Source organism: Sporosarcina sp. 179-K 3D1 HS (assembly GCF_047228905.1).
In the GTDB taxonomy this organism is placed as follows: domain Bacteria; phylum Bacillota; class Bacilli; order Bacillales_A; family Planococcaceae; genus Sporosarcina.
Map to the genome: position 1 here is coordinate 327,490 of NZ_JBFEGI010000003.1, position 25,201 is coordinate 352,690.

Sequence of the window (25,201 nt, forward strand, 5' to 3'; positions counted from 1 at the left end):
GTATTCTAGTTACCTAAGCGAAAAAGAATGGTCCACTGACGGACCATTCCAAGATTAATGATTATGCTAAGTCTGTTTCTTTAGAATGGACTTTTCGCATAAAAGCGTTAACATCCGCAGGAACTTTCCCATCCAATTTTGAAACGATGTAGATGGCAAGGAAGCCGATTGGAACTGTTATAATACCTGGCACCCTGAATTGTAGGGCTTCCGGTAAAACGGAGGAAAAGAAAATCATGAACATGGAAGCAAGCAATCCAATAACCAATCCCGCGATCGCCCCTTTTTCCGTAATTCCCCTCCACCAAATTCCTAAAATGAAGATCGGGGCGAACGTGCTCGCGCCAACAGTGAATGCCAAGGCAACCAGGTGTCCAATGGAAGCGTCTTTTACAAGCAATCCGAGGATGCCATAGCTAATGCCAAGGAATACGATTGCCACTTTTGCAGCTAGCACACGTTGCCTTTGGGTAAGCTCCCTTTTCGTAAAAGTGGCATAGAGATCATGTGCAATCGCGCCGGAGCTTGCGATGAATAGGCCAGATAGGTTGGAGAATACGGCAGCAAATGCACCCGCGATGACCAATCCTAGCAGCCATGGTCCTCCAAGCGCTTCCGCAGTGGAAGGCACGACCATATTATCGCCGCCGTTAATCAAATTCTGCATCACTTCCGCGCTAGCATTTCCTTCCAAGAATACGGCACGTCCGACTACACCCAAATAAATCGCAAAGAAAAAAAACAAGCTTGCAATCCCAATGGCCATCAATGCGGATTTCCGTGCCGCTTTCGCGCTTGGATTCGTATAGAAGCGCAAAAGAATATGCGGTAGTCCAAGCGTTCCGAGCGCCAGGCCAATCAACATGGATGCGGAATGCCAGAAGTTCGGATTGAAAAATCCTGCAGTCGTCCAAGACTTTCCATCAAACTCCACATCTTTCCCGTCCGCAGTAAATTGAGCCGTATTAGCAACAGTTCCGCTGAATTCACCGATCGTCGTGAGGATTTTCTGGTAATTAAACCCTCCCCACACAGCAGCCGCCACCATCAGAATGAATGCCCCCAAGCGGATCCAGAGCTCCAATGCTTGGTTAATCGTAGTCCCTTTCATTCCACCAACACCAACATAGAAAATCATCACTACACTAGTGAATATGATGCCGAACTCATAAGAAGTTCCAAAGAACATGCTCAATATCTTTGCTGCCCCAAGCAATTGAGGCGCAGCATAGAAACCGGAAATCGCCAATACGACAATGACCGCAATGATGCGCGCCCGTTTACTATGGAAGCGATATGCGACAAAATCCGCAACCGTGTAGGCACCAAAACGCCTTAGCGGCCCGGCAATGAAAACCGCGAGCAATGTCAATCCAATCGAGAAACTGAATGTGTAGAACGCCCCATCGTAGCCAACTGCAAACGTAAGGCCAGCTAAACCGAGGAATGTTGCTGCACTTAAATAGTCACCACCGATGGCAGAGCCGTTCGTGAACCAACCGAATTGGCGGCCGCCAACAAAAAAGTCGCTTGCACTTTCATTTCTTTTCGACGCATAAGTAATGAAGACAATCGTCCCTAACAGAATAATCGTAAATAAATATTTTGGCTCGAGAAGCGTTTGAATCATGCCGCTTGATCCTCCTTCGTAACATGGGAGCTTATCATACGGCTATATTTTTTAATACGTCGTTCGTAAAGTGCCGTATGTATCCAAGCGATGAAGAAGGCCATGAACATGGAAACTATCGCCGTCAGAAACCAACTATAGGACATGCCGCCCCACATATTGGAAAATGCCCAATCCTTATTGTACCAATTCAAGATCGGGACGAGGAAAATAAATGCAAAATAGATACCCGATAATGTAAGCCCTGTCAAAATCTCCGTCCTCATGATACTATTTGTTTCCTTATCCAGCTTTGGAACTTTACGGATGTCCACCGTCCCTCTCGGTTCGTCCGTCATTTCGTAATCTTTCAAATTCATCAACTCCTTCAAAGAATCTCCCCCATTATAAGCTACCTTCCAGCCCTATACCTTACAATTTTTGTCGGTTTATTTATAATTTTTTATCTTTATTTATTATTTGTAGAAAAATATGGTATTATGTTAAACGCAGGTGTAGAGGAAGAAAGGTGAAAATCATGCAGATTAAAGTGATATTTAAAAATACCGATCGCATTACAGCGGGCAAATTAACGAAATGGATCTATTTGAAATACAGGGAAGATATACTCATTCTAGACAATACAGCCAAATTGGCGGAAGCGGATTTGCTTTTCTTCCATATACGATCGCTGTTGGACTGGGTAAGATTACGAAATTTGCAAAAGAACAATGAAGGCGCTTTTATCGCATTGATTGACGAAACACTACTTCATACATCTCCTCTTTCCTTCACACTAAAAATTCAAGCTTTACTTATTCATCCGGTTAAGAAAGCCCATTTTTATCGTTGTATGGCCAGGGTGATGGAATCTATTCTTGAAACGAACGCACATAAGGGAAGGAACCCAAACAAGTTCCCGATTCAAACCGCAAACAAAACAAATGAGCAACTGGATGCCGTTGTGCTACGAAGACTGCTCATGGATACGGAAATGGACCGGCAAGACTTTCTACATGCTATTGCCTATTTCAGCAATACTGTCTTTCCAAATGTCGTTTGTTTTATCCAGGGGTTTACTCACTTTCCCCAGAAGGAGCATTGCATCACACAACTGATCCAATCATATCTTTCCGAATCATTGGCTGATATAGTGCCCAAAATCTACTTTTTGCCGTTCCATAATCATTTGCTACTTCTATTTAAAAAGCCTGAAGGAGTTGCTTCCATCAACCAATGGGAGGAAGGACGGATTGCACTGACTGAAGGCAGAAATCGCTTGAAGAAGGAGCATGATATCCACCTTTATTTTGGTATCGGGTCCAGTTATTCGAACCCCGAGGATCTCTCCCGCTCTTATTATGAAGCCAAAAAGGCGAGGAGCACGCCAGCCAATAACGAGATCCACCTACGTTATTTTGATGAATTGCCCAAAAATCCGATCATCAAAAAGTGCACACGTTATATTGCGGAAAATGTAGATTCGGAATTAACTGCTCAAGAGATTGCTAGTTATGCAAATTTGAGCTATTCCTATTTTAGTGGACTGTTTAAAAGAGAAACGGGTAAAGGATTTTCCGAATATTTAACATTGGCGCGTCTCCAACAATCAGTCTGGTTGCTCCGCCATTCCAAAAATACGATGGAAGAAATCGCAGATTATGTCGGTTTCAATACACCAAATTATTTCAGCACGGTATTCAAGAAATATGTCGGGGTAACACCTAGCGAATTCAAACAAACATCTGAGATATTCTTTTTATAATGAAAAAAAGGACCCCATGAGGTCCTTTTTTTAAGAAGTATGTTTACATAATTAAATTATTTACACTTTGTCCTTCACGCGTTCAATATGGATATCTTTTACAATATCATTCATGACCCAGCTGGCACATACGAGCCCGGCCACGGATGGAACAAACGCATTGGAAGCGGGCGGCATTTTTGCTTTCCGAATAGCAGCATCCGGTTTTCCAACCGTCTCAACAACATCTTCACGGACGACAATCGGACTTTCATCCGAGAACACGACAGGAACTCCCTTGCGGATGCCCGCCTTCCGCAATTTAAGCCGGATCACCTTTGCAATCGGATCCGTATGCGTCTTGGAAATGTCCGCAATTTGGAAGCGGGTTGGATCCAACTTGTTGGCCGCACCCATACTTGAAATGACTTTCACACCCCGTGCCACGCACTCTTTTATCAGATGGATTTTGTAACTGATCGTATCAGATGCGTCGATGACATAATCAGGTTGATAGCTGAAAAACTCCTCCGCCGTCTCCTCAGTATAAAACATATGGAGGTCGATTACTTCGCACTCCGGATTAATATCGGCGATTCGTTCCTTCATCACTTCCGATTTTGAACGTCCGACCGTGGAAAGATATGCAACGAGCTGGCGATTGACATTCGTAATATCAACATCATCCTTGTCAACAAGGATGATCCGCCCGATTCCGCTTCTGGCACAGGCTTCTGCTGCAAACGAGCCGACCCCGCCGACACCTAGGATGGCGACAGTCTTTTCCTTCATTCTTTGAACGCCCTCTGTCCCGATCGCTAGTTCATTCCTTGAAAATTGGTGCAACACATTAGTTCCGCCTTTCCTGTTAGTGCCAGGCAACCCTATCAAATGTGATTGGTTCAGTACCTGGCACCCGTTCCGTAGTTTTTTCCAATAAAAAACCCCTCTGTTTTAACGAGAGGGGCTATCATTTTTGGTTTCAATTATGATTAGAAAAAGATAAGAGCAAATCCCGAATGTGCCGTCTTTGAAGTATCGTTTTGAACCCGCACTCAGCAGGTGGGTGTCCTATCCGATTCCTCTGACGTCCCAATGGTGGGCATGTCATTCTAACCGAAATACGGACTCCCGACGATTTTTCTGTTCGGTCAAAACTGATTAGCAAATGACGAACACTTCAGGATTTGTATTATCTGTATACTATCATAGATCCATTTTCGATTCAACAATTTTACTAGAAGGTTTTTTGAATGCTTCCAAATTTCGGAGAAATCATTTCTTTTTCGACGCAATTTGGATACCGAGTTCTGCTAGTTGTGCAGGATCCACAGTATCCGGAGCGGCTGTCAGCAGGTCACTGGCGCTGGCCGTTTTCGGGAATGCAATCGTATCGCGTAAGTTTGTCGAACCGGACAGAATCATGACGATACGGTCCAAACCGAACGCGATTCCACCATGTGGCGGCGTCCCGTAATCGAAAGCATCCAGAAGGAATCCGAACTGCTCCCTAGCCTGCTCTTCACTGAAACCTAGCGCTTTGAACATTTTCTCTTGGACGTCGCGCTCATAAATCCGAAGCGATCCGCCTCCTAGCTCATAACCATTCAGAACAAGATCATACGCTTGCGCTTTTACCGTTTCCGGGCTAGATACAAGCTCTTCCACATCTGCCGGCATTGTGAATGGGTGATGAGCTGCATAATAGCGGCCATCTTCTTCGTCATATTCGAAGAGCGGCCAATCTGTAATCCAAAGGAAATCGAAAGTGGACTCGTCAATCAACCCAAGTTCTTTTCCGAATTTCAAACGTAGTGCACCTAAAGCATCTGCAACGACGCTTTTCTTATCCGCAACGAATAGCAATAAATCGCCCGCTTCTGCTTCAGCAGCTGCCCGTAGCGCTGCACCTTCTTCTCCTTGGAAGAATTTCGCGATTGGACCTTTCATTCCCTCTTCATCGACTTTCAACCACGCCAAGCCTTTTGCACCGTAAACCGCAGCATACTCGGCAAAGCCGTCGATTTCTTTCCGTGTATAGCGTTCCGCTGCGCCCTTGACATTGATCAGTTTCACTTGACCGCCTGCTTCGATCGCCGCTGCGAACACTTTCAGTTCAGTATCTTTCAGCACTTCGGACACATCAATCAATTCAAGGTCGAAACGCGTATCCGGTTTATCGGAACCGTAACGTGCCATCGCTTCATCGTAAGGAAGGCGTTTGAAAGGAATTTCTATGTCGATTCCTTTTACGTCTTTCATCACTATCTGCATGAGACGCTCGTTCATTTCAAGAATTTCTTCAATCGACATGAAGCTCATCTCCATATCGATCTGGGTGAATTCCGGCTGGCGGTCGGCCCGAAGGTCTTCATCCCGGAAGCAGCGTGCGATTTGATAATAACGGTCAAAACCAGATACCATGAGCAATTGTTTGAACAATTGCGGGGATTGTGGAAGTGCATAGAACTCCCCTTCGTGCACACGGCTCGGTACGAGATAGTCACGTGCGCCTTCCGGAGTCGATTTCGTCAAGATCGGGGTTTCCACTTCAAGGAACCCTTCTTCATCCAAGAAATTCCGCACTGTTTTTGTAATATCGGAACGCATTTTGAATGTTTTTGCCAATTGCGGGCGACGTAAGTCGAGGTAACGATATTTCAGACGGATTTCTTCGCCTACATCCGTTTCATCTTCAATCATGAATGGCGGGTTTTTCGCTTCATTGATAATGTTAAGGTCTGTCACTTGAAGTTCGATTGCGCCTGTTTCCAAATTAGGATTTTTTGTTTCTTCTTCCCGTTCAATGACATTCCCCGTCAATTCGACTACGTATTCATTCCGAAGCTTATCTGCGATAGCGTGGGCTTCCGTGGAAAAGTCTGGGTTGAACACCGCCTGCACGATTCCCGTCCGGTCACGGAGGTCAACGAAAATCAAACCGCCGAGGTCCCGTCGTCTTTGCACCCATCCTTTCAATGTCACCTTTTCTCCAATTTGTTGTTCCGATAATTTACCGCAATAATGTGTTCGTTGCATTGTTCGTTCCGCCTCTCTTAGTTCAACTTCTCTTGTAATGCTGTGATGATGTCGGAGTTGGCCACTTTTTCTTGTGTGCCTTCCGCCATGTTTTTCATTTGAACGACGCCTTCTGTCACTTCGTCTTCTCCGATGACGAGTACGATGCGCGCGTTCAGCCGATCTGCCGATTTCATCTGCGCTTTCATTTTCCGGTCCATATAATCCATGTCTGTCCGGATTCCAGCTGCCCGGAGTTCGCCTAGCAATTTGAATCCCGGATGGCGTGCCGCATCGCCAAGCGTGACGATATAGACATCCAGTGCGGACGGATCTTCAAATGCGATCCCTTCCGCTTCCATAGCGAGAAGAAGACGCTCGATGCTCATGGCAAAGCCAATTCCCGGTGCGGATGGACCGCCGATTTCCTCGGCCAACCCATTGTATCGGCCGCCGCCGCAAAGTGTGGTGATCGCGCCGAAACCTTCCGATGAACTCATGATCTCGAATGCCGTATGATTGTAATAATCCAGACCCCGGACCAGGTTGGCATCCACTTCATAATCGATTCCTGCGTCTTCTAAATAACTTTTTACGGCGTCAAAGTAACGAGTGGAATCTTCATTCAAATAATCCGTCAAAGATGGTGCACTCGCCATTAACGGGTGCTTGCTGTCCACTTTGCAATCGAGGATGCGCAGCGGGTTCTTTTCCAACCTCGACTGGCAGTCTGCACAAAATTCACCGATATGCGGTTCGAAGTGCGCGATAAGTGCTTTTCGGTGTTCCGATCGGCATTCCGTATCGCCGAGCGAATTGATGACGAGCTTCAACTTCGTCAACCCGACCCGTTTGTAGACATCGAGCGCCAAGGCGATCACTTCGGCGTCGATGGCAGGATCCGCACTGCCGATCGCCTCCGCCCCAAATTGGACAAACTGGCGATAGCGACCAGCTTGTTGCCGCTCATAGCGGAACATCGGGCCTGTGTAATAGAGCTTGACCGGTTGATCAGGATAGCCGAACATCTTGTTTTCCACAAAGGAGCGGACGACTGGAGCGGTCCCTTCCGGTCGGAGCGTCATGGAGCGATCTCCCTTGTCGGTAAATGTATACATCTCTTTCTGGACGACATCGGTCGTGTCTCCGACCAGACGTTGAAACAATTCCGTCTGCTCGAAAATCGGCGTCCGGATTTCCTTGTAGCGATACAGGTCGCATAACTCGTCAATGATTTGTTCGACCTGCTGCCATTTCCATGTTTCGGAAGGCAAAATATCTTGCGTCCCTCTTGGCACTTTGAAATTCATCAATGCATTCCCCTTTCATAAGATGTCGGGTCCAGGTGGAGAGAAGGCCACAAAAAAAGCCCTCCCCCCTTGTAAACAAGGGACGAGAGCTTTTGTCAGCTTCCGCGGTTCCACCCAAATTGGCGCTATCTAGCACCCACTCTGAATCCGGATAACGGCCGGTTCCGTCCGTACCTACTGAGCGATTGTGTTCAGCACGGAGCCTCGGTGGTGTTATTCATCATATCGTCCTGTAGGCGGGATTTCAGCCACGTCCTGCCCTCTCTTGCCAGCCGTCTTATGATTACTTTCCACTTCTTCGGCAATAAAAAATTTATAGTCGTACTCATCTTAATGATTCCTTGCGAAAGTGTCAACCTTTTTAGATTTATTGTAGTTTTTTCTCTCCAAACGATCTAAGATGGTGGTAAAGGAAGGTGGTACTTTGTCGAGAACAAGCAAACGGATCATTCCATTCGCAGCAATCTTCTGTCTGCTGCTTTTCGCACAATCCATTTATGCCGACACAAATCACGTCATTGTGGATGCGCCCTCTTTACATATCCGGACAGGACCCGGACTTACATACGATGTGGTCGGTTCATTGAAACAAGGGGATCGTGTGGAGATATTAACTACATCGAACGATTGGTATGAAATCAAATTCGGTAATGGTACGGGGTGGATCGCTTCATGGCTAACTGTGCCAGAAGATCAGCCAATAACTGAACATACAATAATCGTTTCGCAAGTGGACGCCTTGAATATACGGTCGGGCCCTTCTGTTGAATCGGCTGTATTGGGACGCCTCCAGGCAGGAGATGAAGGAGTGCGGATCGGCCAAGATGGAGCGTGGGCCAAGATTGCGGCCAATGGCCTGGAAGGTTGGGTGCATACGGATTATATTTCGGAGTCGCGTATGCAATCCGAAGTGACAAAACCAGAAACCGAAGTTGAACAAGGAAACGACACGGAAACTGTCCAGACCAAGCCCCCTGTTAGACCAAAAGCATTAAAGCCGGATACATATTTGGTTTCTGTCAATGCTCTTCATGTCAGAAAAAAAGCAGATCAATCTTCGAAGCAGATCGGTATGATTCATCGGGGCGAATCGTACGCCATTACAGAGATTCAGGGAAATTGGGTTCGAATTGCGCTTGATAAAAAGAAAGAAGGTTGGGTGTATTCATTCCACGGGACATTGCTAGCTTCCGAGACGGAATCTTCTTCCGAAGAACACCCCGAAAAAAATAGCACGGGTCAGGTGACCATTTTGACAAATGGCACAAACATTCGGGAAGCGGCTACAACTTCATCCGAAATTGTAAAGCGAGCGGATGCAGGAGAAAAATTCCAAATCCTCGAAGAAGAAAACAATTGGTATAGAATCGCCTTGCCGACGGGAGAAACCGCCTATGTCGCAGACTGGGTCGTTTCCACGGATGAGGAGCGAAGCATTGCCGTTCATACCGAGAAGAAAAAAGCCAAGCGGGTACCCGGTACTATGAAAGGGCTCACCATTGTCATTGATCCGGGGCACGGTGGAAATGATAGAGGGACAACAGGGGCACGGGGAACCGATGAGAAAGGGCTCACCATGTTAACTGCCGAACTATTGGCAGCTAAATTGAAAGCGGCAGGGGCAGATGTCATCATGACTCGTGAGGCCGATACGTACGTCTCACTTCGCAAGCGGGTGGCCATCAGCCATCAACATGAAGCGGACGCCTTCATCAGCGTCCATTACGACGCCAACCCCGACGCTTCCATCCAAGGCTTTACGACCTACTTCACCCAAGCGGCACATAAGGAGTTAGCCATGGCGGTGAATGAAGGACTCGCATCCACCGTACCCCTACGGGATCGCGGTGCTCAACCAGGAGACTTCCTGGTCCTACGCGAAAACCGGCAAAATGCTATTTTAATCGAGCTCGGCTTCCTCTCGAATCCGAATGAAGAACGCATTGTCACTTCCAATCTTTTCCGCGAACAAGCGACTCATGGCATTTATAAGGGCTTGCTTGATTATTTTGAGGGAAAGTGATGAATTTAGGGCTAGATATGGCGGCGTTCACGTGGAGTTATAAGCGACTGCACGGAGTTATCAGCGACTGCGCGGGGTTATCAGCACTCGCGTGGAGTTATCAGCGACTGCGCGGGGTTATCAGCGCCCGCACGGAGTTATCAGCGACTGCGCGGGGTTATCAGCGCTCGCGTGGAGTTATCAGCGCCCGCACGGAGTTATAAGCGACTGCCCAGAGTTATCAGCGCTCGCGCGAAGTTATCAGCGACTGCGCGGGGTTATCAGCGCTCGCGTGGAGTTATCAGCGCCCGCACGGAGTTATCAGCGACTGCGCAGAGTTATCAGCGCCCGCACGGAGTTATCAGCCCCTGCGCAGAGTTATCAGCGCCACTACGGCTCCAATAAACAAAAAAGGTTGTTTCATAGGTCCTACTCGACCATATGAAACAACCTTTTTATTTGGATTCCACAATGATGGTGACTGGACCATCGTTGATGAGCTCGACGTCCATCATCGCTCCAAAAACGCCGGTTTCCACTTTCAAGCCTTCCGCTTCCAACTGGCCATTGAAATACTGCCAGAGCGGCTCGGCTTGTTCCGGGCGGGCGGCTTCTATGAAACTGGGGCGTCGCCCTTTTCGGACGTCTCCATATAAAGTGAATTGGGACACGGACAAGATGGCCCCTCCCACTTCCTCTATAGCACGGTTCATCTTTCCTTCTTCGTCTTCCCACAGACGGAGCCCCGCGATTTTTTTCGCGACATACTCCATATCTGCTTCGGTATCGGTATGAGTGATTCCGACGAGCAGAACATAGCCTTTTTCAATCGAACCGGTCACTTCCCCATCTACCCGGACGGACGCGGGACCGGATCTTTGCAACACAACTCTCAATTCTATCTCATCCTCCGATCAGTTGATGACCCGTTGTACGGAATAAATATCGCCGATCTGCTTGATCCGGTCGACAATTCGATACAAATGCGCAATATCGGTGATTTTAATTGTCATATGAATGCGGGCGATTTTGTCGCGATCAGCTTTGCCGCTGACGGCAACGATCGGGGTCTTCGTATCCGCCACCACCATCATTACTTCGTTTAACAAACCTTGTCGGTCAAATGCAGATATCTCGATGTCGACGTGGAACTCCTTTTTGACATTCGATTGGCCGAGCGCCCATTCCACTTCGATGATGCGATCGCTATCCTCTTCCTCTTCTGCATGAATATTTGGACAATCCGTTCTGTGCACGGATACCCCCCGCCCTTTTGTAATAAACCCGACGATGGAATCGCCTGGGACCGGGTTGCAGCATTTGGACAACCGGATGAGCAAGTTATCGATGCCCTTGACGATGACGCCTGATTCGGTCGTTCTTTGGTGCTGTGGAGATTTCATATCAGAGACGATCTTATCAATCGTATCTTGTTTCTCGCGCTTCCTCCTGATCTTTTCGGTCATCCGGTTGACGACTTGCTGTGCCGTGATTCCGTTGAATCCGACTGCCGCGTACATATCCTCCTCCGATGTGAAGCTGAACTTCTCAATCGCCCGATTCATATTTTCCGGTGTTAAAATTTCCTTGATGTCGTAGTCCTGTGCTTTGATTTCCTTTTCAATCAATTCTTGCCCTTTGATGATGTTTTCTTCGCGCAACTGCCTTTTAAAATATTGCCTGATTTTATTTTTCGCTTGGGACGTGTTCGCAATCTTCAGCCAGTCCCGGCTTGGTCCGAATGATTGATTTGAAGTCAATATTTCGACAATATCGCCTGTATGTAGCTCTGTATCCAATGGTACGATTTTCCCGTTGACTTTCGCTCCGATCGTCCGATTGCCGACTTCCGAATGGACGCGGTAGGCAAAATCGATTGTGACGGAACTGGCGGGCAGCTCGATGACGTCCCCATCCGGAGTGAACACATAGACCATGTCGGAGAATAAATCAAACTTCAAGGATTCCATGAACTCCTCTGCATTAGAAGACTCGTTTTGGAACTCCAAGATTTCCCGGAACCAGGTCAGTTTTGAATCGAGGTCGCTCGGATGTTGATTCGCTGATTTCCCTTCTTTGTAAGCCCAATGTGCCGCGACTCCAAACTCGGAGATTTTGTGCATTTCTTCTGTGCGGATCTGGACCTCCAATGGATCGCCAGCTGGTCCGACCACAGTCGTATGAATCGATTGATACAAGTTCTGCTTAGGCATAGCGATATAATCTTTGAATCTTCCTGGCATCGGTTTCCAAAGTGTATGGATAATGCCTAAGACGGCATAACAGTCTTTGATACTGGAAACGAGGATCCGGACAGCCAGAAGATCGTAAATTTCATTGAACTCTTTTTGCTGCAGTGCCATTTTCCTATAGATGGAATAAAGATGTTTAGGACGACCGGAGATATTGGCCTCGAGACCGACTGCACTGATTTCCGACCGGATCGTGTCCATGACGTCTTCCAAATACTTTTCCCTTTCCAATCGCTTTCGCTTCATCAAGTTCACGATGCGGTAATATTGCTGCGGCTTCAAATAGCGGAGCGCAATATCTTCCAGTTCCCATTTGATTGCCGAAATACCGAGACGGTGAGCTAATGGCGCAAAAATTTCAAGTGTTTCTGCGGCTACACGACGTTGTTTTTCCTCAGGTACATGTTTGAGTGTCCGCATATTATGGAGCCGATCTGCCAGCTTGATCAGAATTACGCGGATATCTTGTGCCATGGCCACGAACATTTTCCGATGATTTTCCGCTTGTTTTTCTTCTTTCGATTTATATTTTAATTTTTCCAGTTTCGTCACACCGTCTACGAGCATTGCGACTTCTTCCCCAAATTCCCGGATGATGTCCTCTCTACTTACGCTCGTATCTTCCACGACATCATGGAGGAAACCGGCAGCAACCGTTTCTGGATCCATTTGCAATTCAGCGAGAATGCCCGCTACTTGGACGGGATGGAGAATATACGGCTCTCCCGAACTTCTAAATTGCCCTTCGTGTGCAGACTTTGCGGCTTCGTATGCTTTCTTGACAAATTCGACGTGCTCTTCGTTCATATAAGAGGAGACCAACTCAAATATGTCACCCGCTGTCATGTCACGATTTTTCGCCATTCTTCTACCCCTTTCGAACCGTTACACAAAAAAATGATAATATTCTTATTGTATGTGTAACACTAGCGGAATGTAAAGAGCCGACGTATAGAAAAATCCTCCGTTTTCTCCACGGAGGACCTTTTTCGTTAAATTATTAATAAGTAATCAAAGACCGGACATCATGTCCAACCAGTTTCTCCCGGCCGTTCAAATAAGAAAGCTCGATGAGGAAAGCGCAGCCTGCCACAATTCCGCCCAATTTCTCCACCAATTGGACCGTCGCACCGACGGTTCCGCCAGTAGCCAACAAATCATCGACAACCAAGACGCGCTGACCCGGCTTGATGGCATCTTTATGGATGGTCAATGTATCCTTTCCATATTCCAGGTCATATTCCACCGCAATGGTTTCCCTAGGCAGTTTGCCAGGTTTTCGCACTGGTGCAAATCCGACTTCCAGCGCATACGCAACGGGACAGCCGATGATAAAGCCTCGTGCTTCCGGACCTACAATGATATCCGTCCCTACCTCTTTTGCATACTTCACGATTTCATCCGTAGCATATTTATAAGCTTCACCATTATCCATAATGGTCGTAATATCTTTGAAACTGATGCCTTCTTTTGGATAATCCGGGACAATCGTTACGTATTGTTTCAAATCCATCAATATTCCTCCCTGTCGACCCCGTTTCGAATCGTTTCAAACCATTGCTTCAACTCTACATATGAGGCATAAAGCAAAATTTTTTCCAGTTCAATTTGACGTTGTCTCTGTCGATAAGACGGCGCTTCTGCCAAATCCCGCTTTTCGCCAGTCTCCACAACGGAAACCAAGCCATTTTCTATCTTAACAAATCCAAGCTCGGAAAACACCCTCGACATGAAAGAAATCGTGCCTTTCTTCCACCCCATATGTTTAGCCAGCATATCTGCATTTCTCTTTATATCGAAACTGCCCCGCTTCTTCAAAAAGGTGTAATACCAGCCGAATTGATCGCGCCCCGGAATTCCTTCAAAATACTTTGATTCCGGTTCATGCAGATGGGCGTAGATCCGGTCGGGTACGATAGTCTGGATGACATGTTCCAACTCATCCGTGGCATTGGGCATGTCGAGAAGAACGACATTGTCGGCTTCTTGTAATTGATCTTTCCCATAATGAAGGACGGAAATTCCTTGCATGGTGGAAGGGAGCCGGGTGAAGGTCCGATCCCTGAATGCAACAAACAAGGTCCGCTCCATCGGAATTTTGGGAAGCCAGCGGGAAGGCTCTCGGATACCACGTAAATCGAATAGCTGCCAATCATCCGAACGGACGTCTTCGATCAAAAGCTGCGGCTTTTTATGGCCGTTCCATTCATTCACCTGCAAGTCCCCGACCAGAGATAAAGTGATATCCGGTGTCACATGATCCGCCATATGACCAAAACGAAAACCGATTGCATCCAGTTTCAAGTCGCCATCTTGCAGTTCTAGCTTCAGATGGTTTTTTTCCGCTCCAATTTGCCGGACCGAAGCAGTCGTCAGCTTTTCTATCATATATGTCGGTTTTTCAAAGCTCATACCAAATGGACGGAGAATTTCAAGCGATTCCAGAATATCCACATTAATCTCTTCGATCTTCAAGGGAACATCGATAATCTTTTCGGGAATTAACAGTTGCTCGGTCAAAACTTCCGCCGCCTGGGCATTCAAACGATCGCGCAGGGCGTCAACATCCTCGATTGCCAGTGACATTCCGGCTGCCATCTGATGACCCCCAAAATGCGGCAGCAGATCCGCATTTTTGGATAATTCCATATATAAATCAAAGCCGGCAATACTTCGTGCCGATCCTTTCGCCACACCCGCTTCATTGTCCAATGAAAGAACGATGGATGGGCGATGATATTTCTCGGTTAGCCGGCTGGCAACAATTCCGACAACGCCTGGATTCCATCCTTCTCCCGCAATGACAAATACGTAAGGGAGCTTTTCTCCGTACTTATCGGAAATCATACGCTCCGCTTCCTTGGTAATAGTAGAAACGATGACCTGCCTCTCCTTATTCAACGAATCCAGTTGTTGGGCCAAGGCAATAGCGACACCCTCGTCCTCCGTCTTGAGGAGCTCCACAGCAGGCGTCGCATCACCTAGGCGCCCTGCCGCATTGATCCGGGGACCAATGGTGAAACCGATCGACTCTTCATTCAAATCCGACTGCTCTGTACCTGCTACGCGAGCTAACGCTTGAATGGCAGGACGCTTAGAGCGCCGCATGCGACGGATCCCTTCCTTGACGAAATATCGGTTCTCATCCCGGAGAGGAACGAGGTCCGCAACTGTTCCGATTGCAACTAACTCGATCAAGTCGTATGGAATTTCTCCCAATAGAGCGCACGCCAATTTGAAGGCCACCCCGACACCAGCCAACTCGCCGAACGGATAGGAGCCTTCCGGGTGCCGTGGATGGATGATTGCATCCGCGGCCGGAAGCGTCTCTCCGATTTCATGGTGATCTGTAATGATGACTTGCATGCCAAGCGATTTGGCATAGGCAATCTGGTCGATGCCGGAGATCCCGTTGTCCACTGTGATGATAAGCGAGACTCCTTTTTCATACAGATCGTGGAATAGCTCCTGATTCGGGCCGTAGCCATGTGCAAATCGATCTGGGATGGCAAAGAGGACATCCGCCCCAAGTTTCTCCAAAGATGTCGTGAGAACGGACACGCTTGTCACACCGTCTGCGTCGTAGTCGCCATAGACGGCAATCTTCTTCTGTTGAGCGATAGCGTGGCCAATGATTGCTACTGCTTTGTCCATGTCATGAAATAAAAAAGGGTCATGCAAACTGGATTCATCCATATGTAAAAAAGCGTTCGCTTCACTTGGATCCGTTATTCCACGGGCTGCCAGTATCTTGGCATGGACGGTCGGAATTCCAAGTTCCGCTATTAAGGCTTCAACAATTTGTTGGTCAGGTCTACTGATTGTCCACCTTTTCTTTGATTCAATCAAAATGATTCACATCCTTATCGCCATTATAACGGATGTCCTATGTATCTAAAAGGAAATACTATATCCACATCGAAAAAGAAAAACTTTCCTTGAGAGATTAGGAAAGTTCAAGTGATTCGCTTATTCATCATTCTGCGGCTCTTTGATTGATATCATCCGTACTTGATTCGAACGTCCTGGATTGTTTTTGGAGGTGCGCAATTTCATTTTGCTGTGCTGCAATGGTTGTTTCCTTGGCCGCTAGCTCTTTCAGCAACTCTTTGATCCGGCGATTGGATCGATAGGAGCGGAAGATGGCGACAAATCCACTAGTTAACGCCCCCAGTAAAGCCGATCCTAGAATGACCAAGACGAGTGGCCACATTGCCGTTCCGAAGACATAATTCACTTCAACCGAATCCACATTGAACACGGCGAAAACTGCAATCAAAATCGCAAATAATAGTCCGAACAGAAGAGTCCATTGGAATTTCATAGTATTTCTCCTCTCGCTACAGGTTGGAAGTGCGGAAATAAAAACAGGGTATACAATAGTATACCCCGTTCTCAGAGATGAAACGCTTCGGTGAAGACTTCTTGACCGTCTCCAGGTCGGCGATTCCGTATTGTTAAACGACCGGTTCGTCCGATCCCCATGATTTCTTCTCTTGTTTGACATTCAATGTGCCTTTGTCTCTCATTTCCCGCTTTTTCAAGTCGAACCAGATCTGTGCGGAAATGAAGATGGAAGAGTACGTACCAGCTAGCAAACCGATGAGCAAGGCGATCGAGAATGGCTTGATCGAATCCGCCCCTAGAAGCATCAGGGCGACGACGACGAATATGACAGTCAGCACGGTGTTGACGGAACGTCCCAATGTTTGTCGAAGGGATTTGTTCACGATATCGGCCAACTCATCCACGTTATCGATAACGCCGCGACGGTTCAAGTTTTCACGGATCCGGTCAAAGGTGACAATCGTGTCGTTGATCGAATACCCAACGATTGTTAAGACGGCAGCGATGAATGTGATATCCACTTCCAGACGCAAGATACTGAAGATCGCGACCATGAAGAACGCATCGTGGAATAACCCGATGATCGAAGCGACCCCCATCCGCCATTCGAAACGGAAAGCAACATAGATAATGATACCTAGTGCTGCAACCAACAGTGCTTTGACAGCATTTTTCGCCAATTCTTTCCCCACTGTCGATGAAACGGTCGAGATATTCGGTTCCCCTCCATACTCTGTCGCAATTTCGGATTTCAATTTATTGATTTCTTCCTGTTTGAACTCCTCTTTGTAACGGACGACCCCGATATTACCGGTCTCACCGGAAATGACGATGTCGTTGGACGGATGTCCGATCTCTTCCAGATAGTCCGTGACAACTTCCTTTGTCAACGGTTTGTCTGCCATAATTTCCACACGTGTACCGCTGGAGAAGTCGATGCCGAGGTTTAATTTGAACACCGCGAGCATGATGACACCAGCAACGAGTAATACAGTGGAGATGACATAGAAGCGTTTTCGGCTATTGACGAAATCAAACCGGTCGAATTTCGTTGTAAGATCCAACGTTTCCATTTGTTCTTCCGGTGCATGTACCCGGCTTTTCGAAATGCCGAACAAACCAGGCTTTCCGTCAAGAGATCCACTGTTGACCAATAAGCCAAGAAACACCCTCGACCCCCAGACCGCTGTCAAGAAGCTGACCAAGATGCTAATGATAAGCATCGTCGCAAACCCTTTGACTGAGCTTGTCCCGAAGATAAAGAGAACAACTGCCGCCAATAATGTCGTGATATTGGCATCAAATATGGCAGTGAAGGAGGATTTCGCCCCTGCCAGGAAGGAAGTCTTGACTGATTTCCCGACCCGCAATTCTTCCCGGATTCGTTCATACATCAAGATATTCGCATCGACGGCCATCCCGACCCCGAGCATGAGAGCGGCAATCCCCGGCAATGTCAGTACGCCGTTGATCAGCGTAAAGACAAGTAATATCAAATAGATATAGATTGATAACGTAATGACTGCGACAAATCCAGGCAATCTATAATAGAACAGCATGAACAGGAAAATAAGCGCAATTCCGACAATGCCGGCAAAAATCGTTTTATTGAGCGCTTGCTCACCAAACTGTGCACCGACCGAAGTGGAATAGATTTCTTCCAAGTGGACCGGCAACGCACCGGCGTTCAGGATTCCTGCAAGATGCTTCGTCTCTTCCACTGTGAAACTACCCGAAATCTCTACATTGGATGATTGAATCGGTTGATTCACATACGGTGCTGAGATGAATTTCGGATTCGGTTTCTGAACCTCTTCGCGGAAAGAATCCTCACCCTCAACGAAGTCGAGCCAGATGACCATGACGTTTTCCGGCTTCTTCTGTGAAATCATTGTCGTCACTTCACCGAATTTTTTCGGATCTTTCATTTCCAATGTGACGACCGGATTTCCGGTTTCTCCGAAGTTTGCCTTCGCTTTCCCTTCTTTCAGGTCGTTCCCATCCAGAATCAGGTTGTCGTCGGCATCACGGAAGGTCAGATTTGCCTGCGTTGACAGCAATTCACGGGCCGATTTTTGATCTTCCACTCCCGCGAGCTGGACACGGATCCGGTTATTCGACTCGATTTGAATGCTCGGCTCGCTGACACCGAGTACGTCAATCCGGTTCGTCAAGGCATTTGCCGTGTCCTTCACCATGTCTTCCGTTATTTTTTGACCATCCTTCAATGGTTCGACTTGATACAAGACTTCAAAACCGCCTTGCAAGTCTAGACCTAGTTTGACATCTTTCAATATTGGATTGGCGGTCGATCCGATCATTGACCCGAATAAGACGAGTAACAATAGGAACGCAACAATCCGGCCTCTTCTTTTCATAAAACCATTTCCTCCTCATTCTTTGAAGCGTGCATAAGATGCACTCTCTTCCAACACACAAGCATTCTATTTCAATAAATCGCAAGAACGACAGGCATGGATAATGTTAATCTAACACACCGTGGCCTTTCTTATGTCATAAAAGCCTGATTCCTGTCGAACCGACCGGATAAATTAAGTTAAAAAAGCGCAACACGTCCATTATGAAACACGGTCATCCGCGTGTCAAATGGACGTGCATCTTTTTCATTAATTTTTTTCGACTTTTTGTGGAGCAAGCAATGCCTGTAGCTCTTCACTGTTCAAATCCGAGAACCAACTACTGTCACGTTGCTCTTCTATTTGGGTGAACGTCATAAATTCAGCGGGCGAAATGCGGAGGATATCCTTGGCGATTTCAAAGACTCGCATGGAGGCAACATCCTTCCTACGCCATTTTTTGCGGACGCAATAAGTCCAGATATCCTTTTCTGTCACAGAAGTATACCCATATAAATGCAGTTCGTTCTTCTTGCTATCAAGCGCTGGCAACATATGCGTGAATTGTTGTTCAAACTGAATCGGCATCGACCCATCCCCCTCCCAAATAGTCGTAAGTGCCTCACAGACTGCATACATTTATTGTATATGAAATGATCGGAAATGAGAAGGAGTTGTTCAAGTTGTCTTCATTTATCCGTGGAACGGTCGTGCTCATGGCCGCAGTCTTTCTATCAAAACTATTAGGTTTTGTATACCGGATGCAATTCATGCGGATCGCGGGGGAAGAAGCGGTCGGAATCTATATGACGGCGTATCCCGCTTTCATTTTTTTCCTCTCGCTTGTTCAACTTGGTGTTCCGATCGCCATTGCCAAAGTGATCGCCGAGCTGGAGGTCAAAGGGCAAAGCGCAAAATTGCCGGCTGTCATGAGGACGGCAACCTTTATTACCATTCTGACCGGAACAGTGTTCATTCCGGCATCTGTCTTGTTTGTCCCTTATTTATCGGAGACGTTGCTTGGCAATGCCGCCTCTTCCTTAACACTTTATGTAGGAATCGCTATCGTGCCCATAGCCGCAATCGGCGGGCTGATCCGAGGTTACTTCCAAGGGATTGCCCGGATTGAAGAAACCGCTTGGTCACAAATTTTAGAGCAGATTTGTAGGATTGCTTTGATCACCTGGTTGCTGCCTTATGTTTTAGTTGCCGATAATTCAGCAATAAATGCCGCCTATGCGATGTTGATTACGCTGTTGGCGGAGATACTTTCCGTCCTGTACTTATTATTCAAGTATTGGCAACGGAAGAAACGGGTTCCCCCTATACAAGAAAAACCGGCCCGCTATCCGTTTGAGCCGCTGTTGTCCATTGCGCTTCCCTCATCGGGGAGCCGTTTATTCGGAACATTCACGTGGTTTCTCGAACCGATCATCTTCCTGCGCGCATTGGCTGTTTCAGGCGTCACTGCACTCGCCGCAACATCACTCTATGGGGTTATTTCAGGAGTGCTCATCCCTCTCCTCCTGTTCCCGTCTTTCATTCCATACGCGCTTGCAGTCGTCCTCGTCCCTGCGGTCAGCGGGGCAGCGGCTTCCAAAAACAAAGGGAAACTGAAGGAACGGATCCATTTGTCGCTCCGTTTATCGGCTTTGACCGGCACAGCGGCGGCGGCTGTCTTTTTCATACATGGTCAGGACCTCGCGGAAAAATTGTTCCATGTGACAGAAGGGGGCAAATATATGGCCATCCTCGCCCCAGTTTTTTTCTTTTATTATATTCAAAGTCCCCTGTACTCCATTTTACAGGCTACGGGCGATGCCAAGGCGGGAATGATGAACTCGGTCTATGGAGGCATCGCCAAACTGGGAGTCATGTTCGTCCTGGCGTCGCAACCCGGGCTACAGGAGACGGGAGCGGTGCTCGCCATCGGTTTCGGTGTCCTCGTCACATCGTTTCTCCATATTGCGACCTTGCGTAAAAACAAAGCAACAAACACGGGGTTCACGATGTTTGTCTTACCCTACGCCTCATTTATCATGACAGTCATCATGCGTCCGTTATTCATCCCGGTAGGTGGATCCAATCTTCTTATGGAATGCATCGTCACATCACTTTTCCTATTGGTGATCCTCGTTCTGACAGGACAAGTGAAGAAGCGTGATTTTTTATTGTTCCGTAAATTGTTAAAACATCATTGATACTGTTCTTTTAATTGATATTGCAATTTCCCGTTTTCATAGGAGCAATAAAACACATGGCTGGCATCGGACACGCCCAATCCCTGCAGCTCGTTTTCCAGCCACTCTTCCGTTTGCCCGATTAATTTCACATGCCGGCTCTGGATAACGCCGTCCGAAATGAGAGCCAGGACGGGTTGCACATCATCATGCTTAAAAACGGATAAGTTTCCGGACGGTTCCAAGTAGGCGTAAGAGACTTCATGGATAGACCCCACTTGCTGTTCGCGCAGTTGTTGAAATAGATCATCTAGATTATAGCGCTGCTTCCGCATTTCACTTTCAAGTATCTTGCCATGTTCGATAATGAGAGAAGGATCACCGTCCACCAAATCCCTGAACTTCTTACTCTTCAATGAAATTAAAGAAGATCCGTATTGAATGACGAGCAAGATGGTCATCGGAACAATGGATTGAATCAGTTTTTTATCCGGCGAGTCCAATGCAAATGCGGCCACTTCTGCCATGATGATAAACACGACAATGTCTATGACGCCTAGTTCACCGACTTCCCTTTTCCCCATGATCCTTAAGATCAAGAGAATCAACACATAGAGCAGCACGGTCCGGAAGCCGATGACAAGCAAGTCGTTCATCCGAAAATCCTCCTCTTTTTCTAAGAAGGATACCCATTCTCCAGTTGGGGCTATACACAGAAAAAAAGACCAAGGCCCAAAGGAATTCATTCCTCAGGTCTTGGCCTCTTTGATGAGGCTGCCGAAATCAGGCGGACTCTGTTACGCGCCCGATAGCTTGTCTATCAAATTGAAGCACTGTACCATCAGCTACTTTTAGAAAAACAGAAGTTTCATCTACAGCATCAATTGTACCGTGAAGGCCGCCGATAGTAATAACCAAATCTCCACGTTTCAAATTTTCCTGCATGGCTTTTGTCGCTTTTTGTCTTTTTTGTGCTGGTCGGATCAGCAAAAACCACATTACTGCGAACATGGCTACAAATGGCAATAAACCTGCTAAATTTTCCATTGAGTCATCCCCCTTTCAACCTCGATTCATTATACAAGATTCAGAAGTTTTTTGCATTCGGTTTATTAAATCCATAACGCTCAAAAAACTCTTCCCGGAAATCACCAAGGCAATCATTCCGGATTGCATCCCGAACTTGCTCCATTAGATTCAAGAGGAATGACAGATTATGATACGTCGTCAAACGGATACCCAATGTTTCGCCCGCTCTGATGAGATGGCGGATATAGGCCCGGCTATACGTTTGGCAGACATGGCAACTGCAGTTTTCATCGAGAGGTCCAAAGTCCCGCTCGTATTGGGCATTTTTAATATTGACACGGCCATTGCTGGTCATCAGCGTTCCGTTACGCGCGATCCTTGTCGGCAACACACAGTCGAACATATCGATGCCACGGATGGACCCGTCGATTAGCGAATCCGCGGATCCGACTCCCATGAGATAGCGCGGCTTATCCTGCGGTAACAAAGGCGTCGTAAACTCGAGCACACGGTTCATAACATCCTTGGGCTCCCCGACAGACAGGCCACCAATCGCATATCCCGGGAAATCAAGGGACATCAGGTCCTTTGCACTTTGTGTACGTAAATCTTCGTATTCCCCACCTTGGACAATTCCAAAGAGAGCTTGGTCTTCCGGACGCGCGTGAGCGGACAGGCAACGTTCCGCCCAGCGGGATGTGCGCTCTACGCTTGCTTTCATATACTCATGCGTTGCGGGAAATGGCGGGCATTCGTCAAAAGCCATCATAATATCGGACCCTAACGCATTTTGAATTTCCATCGCCTTTTCGGGACTCAAAAATAATTTGCTGCCGTTCAAATGATGCCTGAAATGAACCCCTTCCTCTTCAATTTTTCGGAATTCGCTTAATGAAAACACTTGGAAGCCACCGGAATCGGTTAAAATTGGACGATCCCAATTCATAAAGGCATGGAGTCCGCCCGCTTCTTTGATAATGTCGTGACCAGGACGGAGCCATAGATGGTACGTATTGCTTAAAATGATACCCGCTCCGATTTCCTTCAATTCCTCGGGTGACATCGTCTTGACAGTGGCTTGTGTACCTACCGGCATGAAAGCAGGCGTCTCGAACGATCCATGCGGTGTATGGACGATGCCAAGTCGGGCACCTGTCTGCTTACAAGTTTTAATATGCTCATATGTGATTGCTGCCATCTTTATGATTCCTTCCTCTTTGGCGGTTTAATGAACATCGCGTCCCCAAAACTGAAAAAGCGATACTTTTCCTGAACCGCCTGATGATATGCGTTTAATACATGTTCTTTTGTCGATAGAGCGGAGACCAACATGATCAACGTCGACTTCGGCAAATGAAAATTCGTCACCAATCCATCCAAAATCTTAAATTCATAGCCGGGATAAATGAAAATGGATGTCCAGCCGCTCGCAGGCACAATTTTACCTTCATGCACTGAAGCGATTGTTTCAAGTGTCCGAGCGGAAGTCGTGCCGACAGCGATGATGCGCCCGCCCGATTCCTTTGCGGCATTAATTGCATCCGCTGTACTTTCCGACACCTGATAGTACTCGGAGTGCATCGTGTGGTCCTCGATCGAATCCACACTTACCGGCCGGAATGTACCCAAACCGACATGCAGCGTGATGAACTCGATGCCAACCCCTTTCGCTTTGATGTCCTTCAAAATTTCTTCTGTAAAATGAAGGCCCGCAGTCGGGGCGGCTGCCGAACCCCGCTCTTTCGCAAAGACAGTCTGGTAACGGGATTGGTCGTCCAATGTTTCCGTTATATAAGGAGGCAGCGGCATTTGGCCAAGCGCATCCAAAATTTCAAAGAAAATGCCGTCGTATAGAAATTGGAATGTTCGGCCGCCTTGTTCCAAAATACCGGTGCAGCGTGCTTTGAGACGCCCATCTCCAAATGTTACGATCGTGCCGACTTTCACCCGCTTCGCAGGCTTCACCAAAGTTTCCCATTCATCATTCTCGATTTCCTTCAACAATAGTACTTCGATTGAAGCACCCGTATCCTCTTTTACTCCCATCAGCCTGGCGGGGAGGACACGTGTATCGTTCAAGACGAGCAGATCCCCTTCTTCCAACTCGTTGACAAGGTCACGAAAATGGCGGTGCGCCACTTCCCCGGTACTCCTGTCCAGCACCATGAGGCGGCTCGCCGTCCGATCCTTCAAAGGGGTCTGGGCAATGAGTTGTTCAGGCAAATCAAAATCAAAATCATTTACTTCCATACTCTATAAAGTCTCCTCTTTAGGATTAATTTTAACGTCTGTCAGCGACTTTTTTTGCGGGACGTATTTTATATTCCTATTCTGTTTGATATGGATAGCCGAAATGGTCGTATGCAAGCTGCGTTGCAACCCGCCCACGCGGGGTCCGTTGAATAAAACCAATTTGTAGCAAATATGGTTCATAAACATCCTCGATCGTGACCGATTCTTCCCCGATGCTCGCCGAAATCGTATCGATCCCGACCGGTCCACCGCGGAACCGTTCAATCATCCCGGTCAGCAGCTTGTGGTCGATATGGTCGAGACCGTGAGAATCGACTTGCAACATTTCAAGTGCTTCCTTCGCGATATCCAATGTAATCGAGCCGGGGCCCCGTACTTGCGCATAATCACGGACACGACGCAACAGCCGGTTCGCTATCCGCGGAGTCCCGCGAGAACGGCGGGCAATTTCCATTGCAGCTTGTCCATCGATATCCACTTCAAACAGTTGGGAACTGCGGATGACGATTTCCTTCAAAGGGTCTACATCATAATACTCCAACCGGAGCGGCACGCCAAAACGGTCGCGTAACGGCGCCGACAAAGCCCCGGCACGAGTCGTTGCGCCAATTAGGGTGAATGGAGGCAAATCGAGCCGGATCGAACGGGCAGAAGGACCTTTTCCGACAATGATATCCAGGCAAAAATCCTCCATCGCAGGATATAACACTTCCTCGATCGACCGGTTCAACCGATGGATTTCATCGATGAACAGCACATCTCCCGGTTCAAGTGACGAGACGACAGCTGCCAGATCCCCCGGCCGTTCAATCGCGGGTCCACTCGTCATGCGGACATTTACATCCATTTCATTCGCAATGACGTTCGCTAACGTCGTCTTCCCGAGGCCAGGAGGACCGTATAACAGAACGTGATCCAAGCTTTCCTGCCGTCCTTTTGCCGCTTCGATGAAGATGCCCAAATTATCCTTCACCTTCTCTTGTCCAATATACTGGCTCAGGAATTGGGGTCGTAACGATTGTTCAAAGCGTTCATCGAAATTTGTCACTTCTGCCGATAGCACCCGTTCCTCCATCGTCCGTGCTCCTTTCCACATTCAA

At 47.5% G+C, this 25,201-nt stretch carries 20 protein-coding genes, 1 other RNA gene and 1 other annotated feature; of the genes, 3 read left to right on the forward strand and 18 right to left on the reverse strand.

Features of this window, described 5'->3' with window-relative positions; all coding sequences use genetic code 11:
• Positions 1-61: 61 nt before the first annotated feature.
• The gene (locus AB1K83_RS06770) at positions 62-1,630 is read right to left on the reverse strand and encodes a cation acetate symporter (RefSeq protein WP_413057394.1); all 1,569 of its coding nucleotides are present in this window, start codon (positions 1,628-1,630) and stop codon (positions 62-64) included.
• A complete protein-coding gene (locus tag AB1K83_RS06775) occupies positions 1,627-2,001 on the reverse strand; it encodes a hypothetical protein (RefSeq protein WP_413057395.1) in 375 nt (124 codons plus the stop codon). Before AB1K83_RS06775 ends, AB1K83_RS06770 begins: the two co-directional genes overlap by 4 nt.
• Positions 2,002-2,147: 146 nt before the next feature.
• Here AB1K83_RS06775 and AB1K83_RS06780 point away from each other — a divergent pair, with 146 nt between their 5' ends.
• Positions 2,148-3,374: a helix-turn-helix domain-containing protein gene (locus AB1K83_RS06780; RefSeq protein ID WP_413057531.1), complete on the forward strand. Its 1,227-nt coding sequence runs from the start codon at positions 2,148-2,150 to the stop codon at positions 3,372-3,374.
• Between the two features lie 60 nt (positions 3,375-3,434).
• Here AB1K83_RS06780 and AB1K83_RS06785 read toward each other — a convergent pair whose 3' ends face one another.
• The 4 genes from AB1K83_RS06785 to hisS form a co-directional block, all read right to left on the reverse strand.
• Positions 3,435-4,202 (reverse strand): ThiF family adenylyltransferase, encoded by a 768-nt coding sequence (locus tag AB1K83_RS06785; protein WP_413057396.1) that lies wholly within the window; start codon positions 4,200-4,202, stop codon positions 3,435-3,437.
• A 159-nt stretch (positions 4,203-4,361) separates the two neighbouring features.
• Positions 4,362-4,543: non-coding RNA, 6S RNA (gene ssrS, locus AB1K83_RS06790), on the reverse strand.
• A gap of 85 nt (positions 4,544-4,628) precedes the next feature.
• Entirely contained in the window at positions 4,629-6,392 is a 1,764-nt protein-coding gene (gene aspS / locus AB1K83_RS06795; protein ID WP_413057397.1) for an aspartate--tRNA ligase, read from the reverse strand.
• Between the two features lie 17 nt (positions 6,393-6,409).
• On the reverse strand, positions 6,410-7,681 hold the full coding sequence (gene hisS / locus AB1K83_RS06800) for a histidine--tRNA ligase (protein WP_413057398.1): 1,272 nt from the start codon (positions 7,679-7,681) through the stop codon (positions 6,410-6,412).
• A 75-nt stretch (positions 7,682-7,756) separates the two neighbouring features.
• Positions 7,757-7,989, reverse strand: a binding site (T-box leader).
• A 116-nt stretch (positions 7,990-8,105) separates the two neighbouring features.
• Between hisS and AB1K83_RS06805 the strand changes: the two genes are divergently transcribed.
• On the forward strand, positions 8,106-9,704 hold the full coding sequence (locus tag AB1K83_RS06805) for an SH3 domain-containing protein (RefSeq protein WP_413057399.1): 1,599 nt from the start codon (positions 8,106-8,108) through the stop codon (positions 9,702-9,704).
• Positions 9,705-10,138: 434 nt separating this feature from the next.
• Here AB1K83_RS06805 and dtd read toward each other — a convergent pair whose 3' ends face one another.
• The 7 genes from dtd to AB1K83_RS06840 all read right to left on the reverse strand — a co-directional run bounded on the left by dtd (position 10,139) and on the right by AB1K83_RS06840 (position 19,227).
• Positions 10,139-10,579 carry a D-aminoacyl-tRNA deacylase gene (gene dtd, locus AB1K83_RS06810; RefSeq protein ID WP_413057400.1) on the reverse strand — a complete coding sequence of 147 codons (441 nt, stop codon included), beginning with the start codon at positions 10,577-10,579 and terminating at the stop codon, positions 10,139-10,141.
• Between the two features lie 18 nt (positions 10,580-10,597).
• Positions 10,598-12,799: a RelA/SpoT family protein gene (locus AB1K83_RS06815; protein ID WP_413057401.1), complete on the reverse strand. Its 2,202-nt coding sequence runs from the start codon at positions 12,797-12,799 to the stop codon at positions 10,598-10,600.
• A 136-nt stretch (positions 12,800-12,935) separates the two neighbouring features.
• Positions 12,936-13,448 carry an adenine phosphoribosyltransferase gene (locus AB1K83_RS06820; protein WP_413057402.1) on the reverse strand — a complete coding sequence of 171 codons (513 nt, stop codon included), beginning with the start codon at positions 13,446-13,448 and terminating at the stop codon, positions 12,936-12,938.
• Positions 13,448-15,784 carry a single-stranded-DNA-specific exonuclease RecJ gene (gene recJ, locus AB1K83_RS06825; RefSeq protein ID WP_413057403.1) on the reverse strand — a complete coding sequence of 779 codons (2,337 nt, stop codon included), beginning with the start codon at positions 15,782-15,784 and terminating at the stop codon, positions 13,448-13,450. The genes AB1K83_RS06820 and recJ overlap by 1 nt, the downstream gene beginning before the upstream one ends.
• A 127-nt stretch (positions 15,785-15,911) precedes the next feature.
• Positions 15,912-16,259: a lipopolysaccharide assembly protein LapA domain-containing protein gene (locus tag AB1K83_RS06830; protein WP_413057404.1), complete on the reverse strand. Its 348-nt coding sequence runs from the start codon at positions 16,257-16,259 to the stop codon at positions 15,912-15,914.
• A gap of 133 nt (positions 16,260-16,392) precedes the next feature.
• Positions 16,393-18,660 carry a protein translocase subunit SecDF gene (gene secDF / locus AB1K83_RS06835; RefSeq protein WP_413057405.1) on the reverse strand — a complete coding sequence of 756 codons (2,268 nt, stop codon included), beginning with the start codon at positions 18,658-18,660 and terminating at the stop codon, positions 16,393-16,395.
• A gap of 249 nt (positions 18,661-18,909) precedes the next feature.
• Positions 18,910-19,227: a post-transcriptional regulator gene (locus AB1K83_RS06840; protein WP_413057406.1), complete on the reverse strand. Its 318-nt coding sequence runs from the start codon at positions 19,225-19,227 to the stop codon at positions 18,910-18,912.
• A gap of 95 nt (positions 19,228-19,322) precedes the next feature.
• Here AB1K83_RS06840 and AB1K83_RS06845 point away from each other — a divergent pair, with 95 nt between their 5' ends.
• A complete protein-coding gene (locus AB1K83_RS06845) occupies positions 19,323-20,840 on the forward strand; it encodes a putative polysaccharide biosynthesis protein (protein ID WP_413057407.1) in 1,518 nt (505 codons plus the stop codon).
• Here the strand turns inward: AB1K83_RS06845 and AB1K83_RS06850 are convergent.
• The 5 genes from AB1K83_RS06850 to ruvB form a co-directional block, all read right to left on the reverse strand.
• Positions 20,834-21,475: a DUF421 domain-containing protein gene (locus AB1K83_RS06850; RefSeq protein WP_413057408.1), complete on the reverse strand. Its 642-nt coding sequence runs from the start codon at positions 21,473-21,475 to the stop codon at positions 20,834-20,836. The two genes, AB1K83_RS06845 and AB1K83_RS06850, sit on opposite strands and share 7 nt — an antisense overlap.
• Positions 21,476-21,602: 127 nt before the next feature.
• Positions 21,603-21,866 (reverse strand): preprotein translocase subunit YajC, encoded by a 264-nt coding sequence (yajC, locus tag AB1K83_RS06855; RefSeq protein WP_413057409.1) that lies wholly within the window; start codon positions 21,864-21,866, stop codon positions 21,603-21,605.
• 40 nt (positions 21,867-21,906) lie between these two features.
• Positions 21,907-23,046, reverse strand: coding sequence for a tRNA guanosine(34) transglycosylase Tgt (tgt, locus tag AB1K83_RS06860; RefSeq protein ID WP_413057410.1), 1,140 nt, complete (start codon positions 23,044-23,046; stop codon positions 21,907-21,909).
• Between the two features lie 2 nt (positions 23,047-23,048).
• Positions 23,049-24,098: a tRNA preQ1(34) S-adenosylmethionine ribosyltransferase-isomerase QueA gene (gene queA, locus AB1K83_RS06865; RefSeq protein ID WP_413057411.1), complete on the reverse strand. Its 1,050-nt coding sequence runs from the start codon at positions 24,096-24,098 to the stop codon at positions 23,049-23,051.
• Between the two features lie 76 nt (positions 24,099-24,174).
• The gene (ruvB, locus tag AB1K83_RS06870) at positions 24,175-25,176 is read right to left on the reverse strand and encodes a Holliday junction branch migration DNA helicase RuvB (protein ID WP_413057532.1); all 1,002 of its coding nucleotides are present in this window, start codon (positions 25,174-25,176) and stop codon (positions 24,175-24,177) included.
• Positions 25,177-25,201 lie beyond the last annotated feature (25 nt).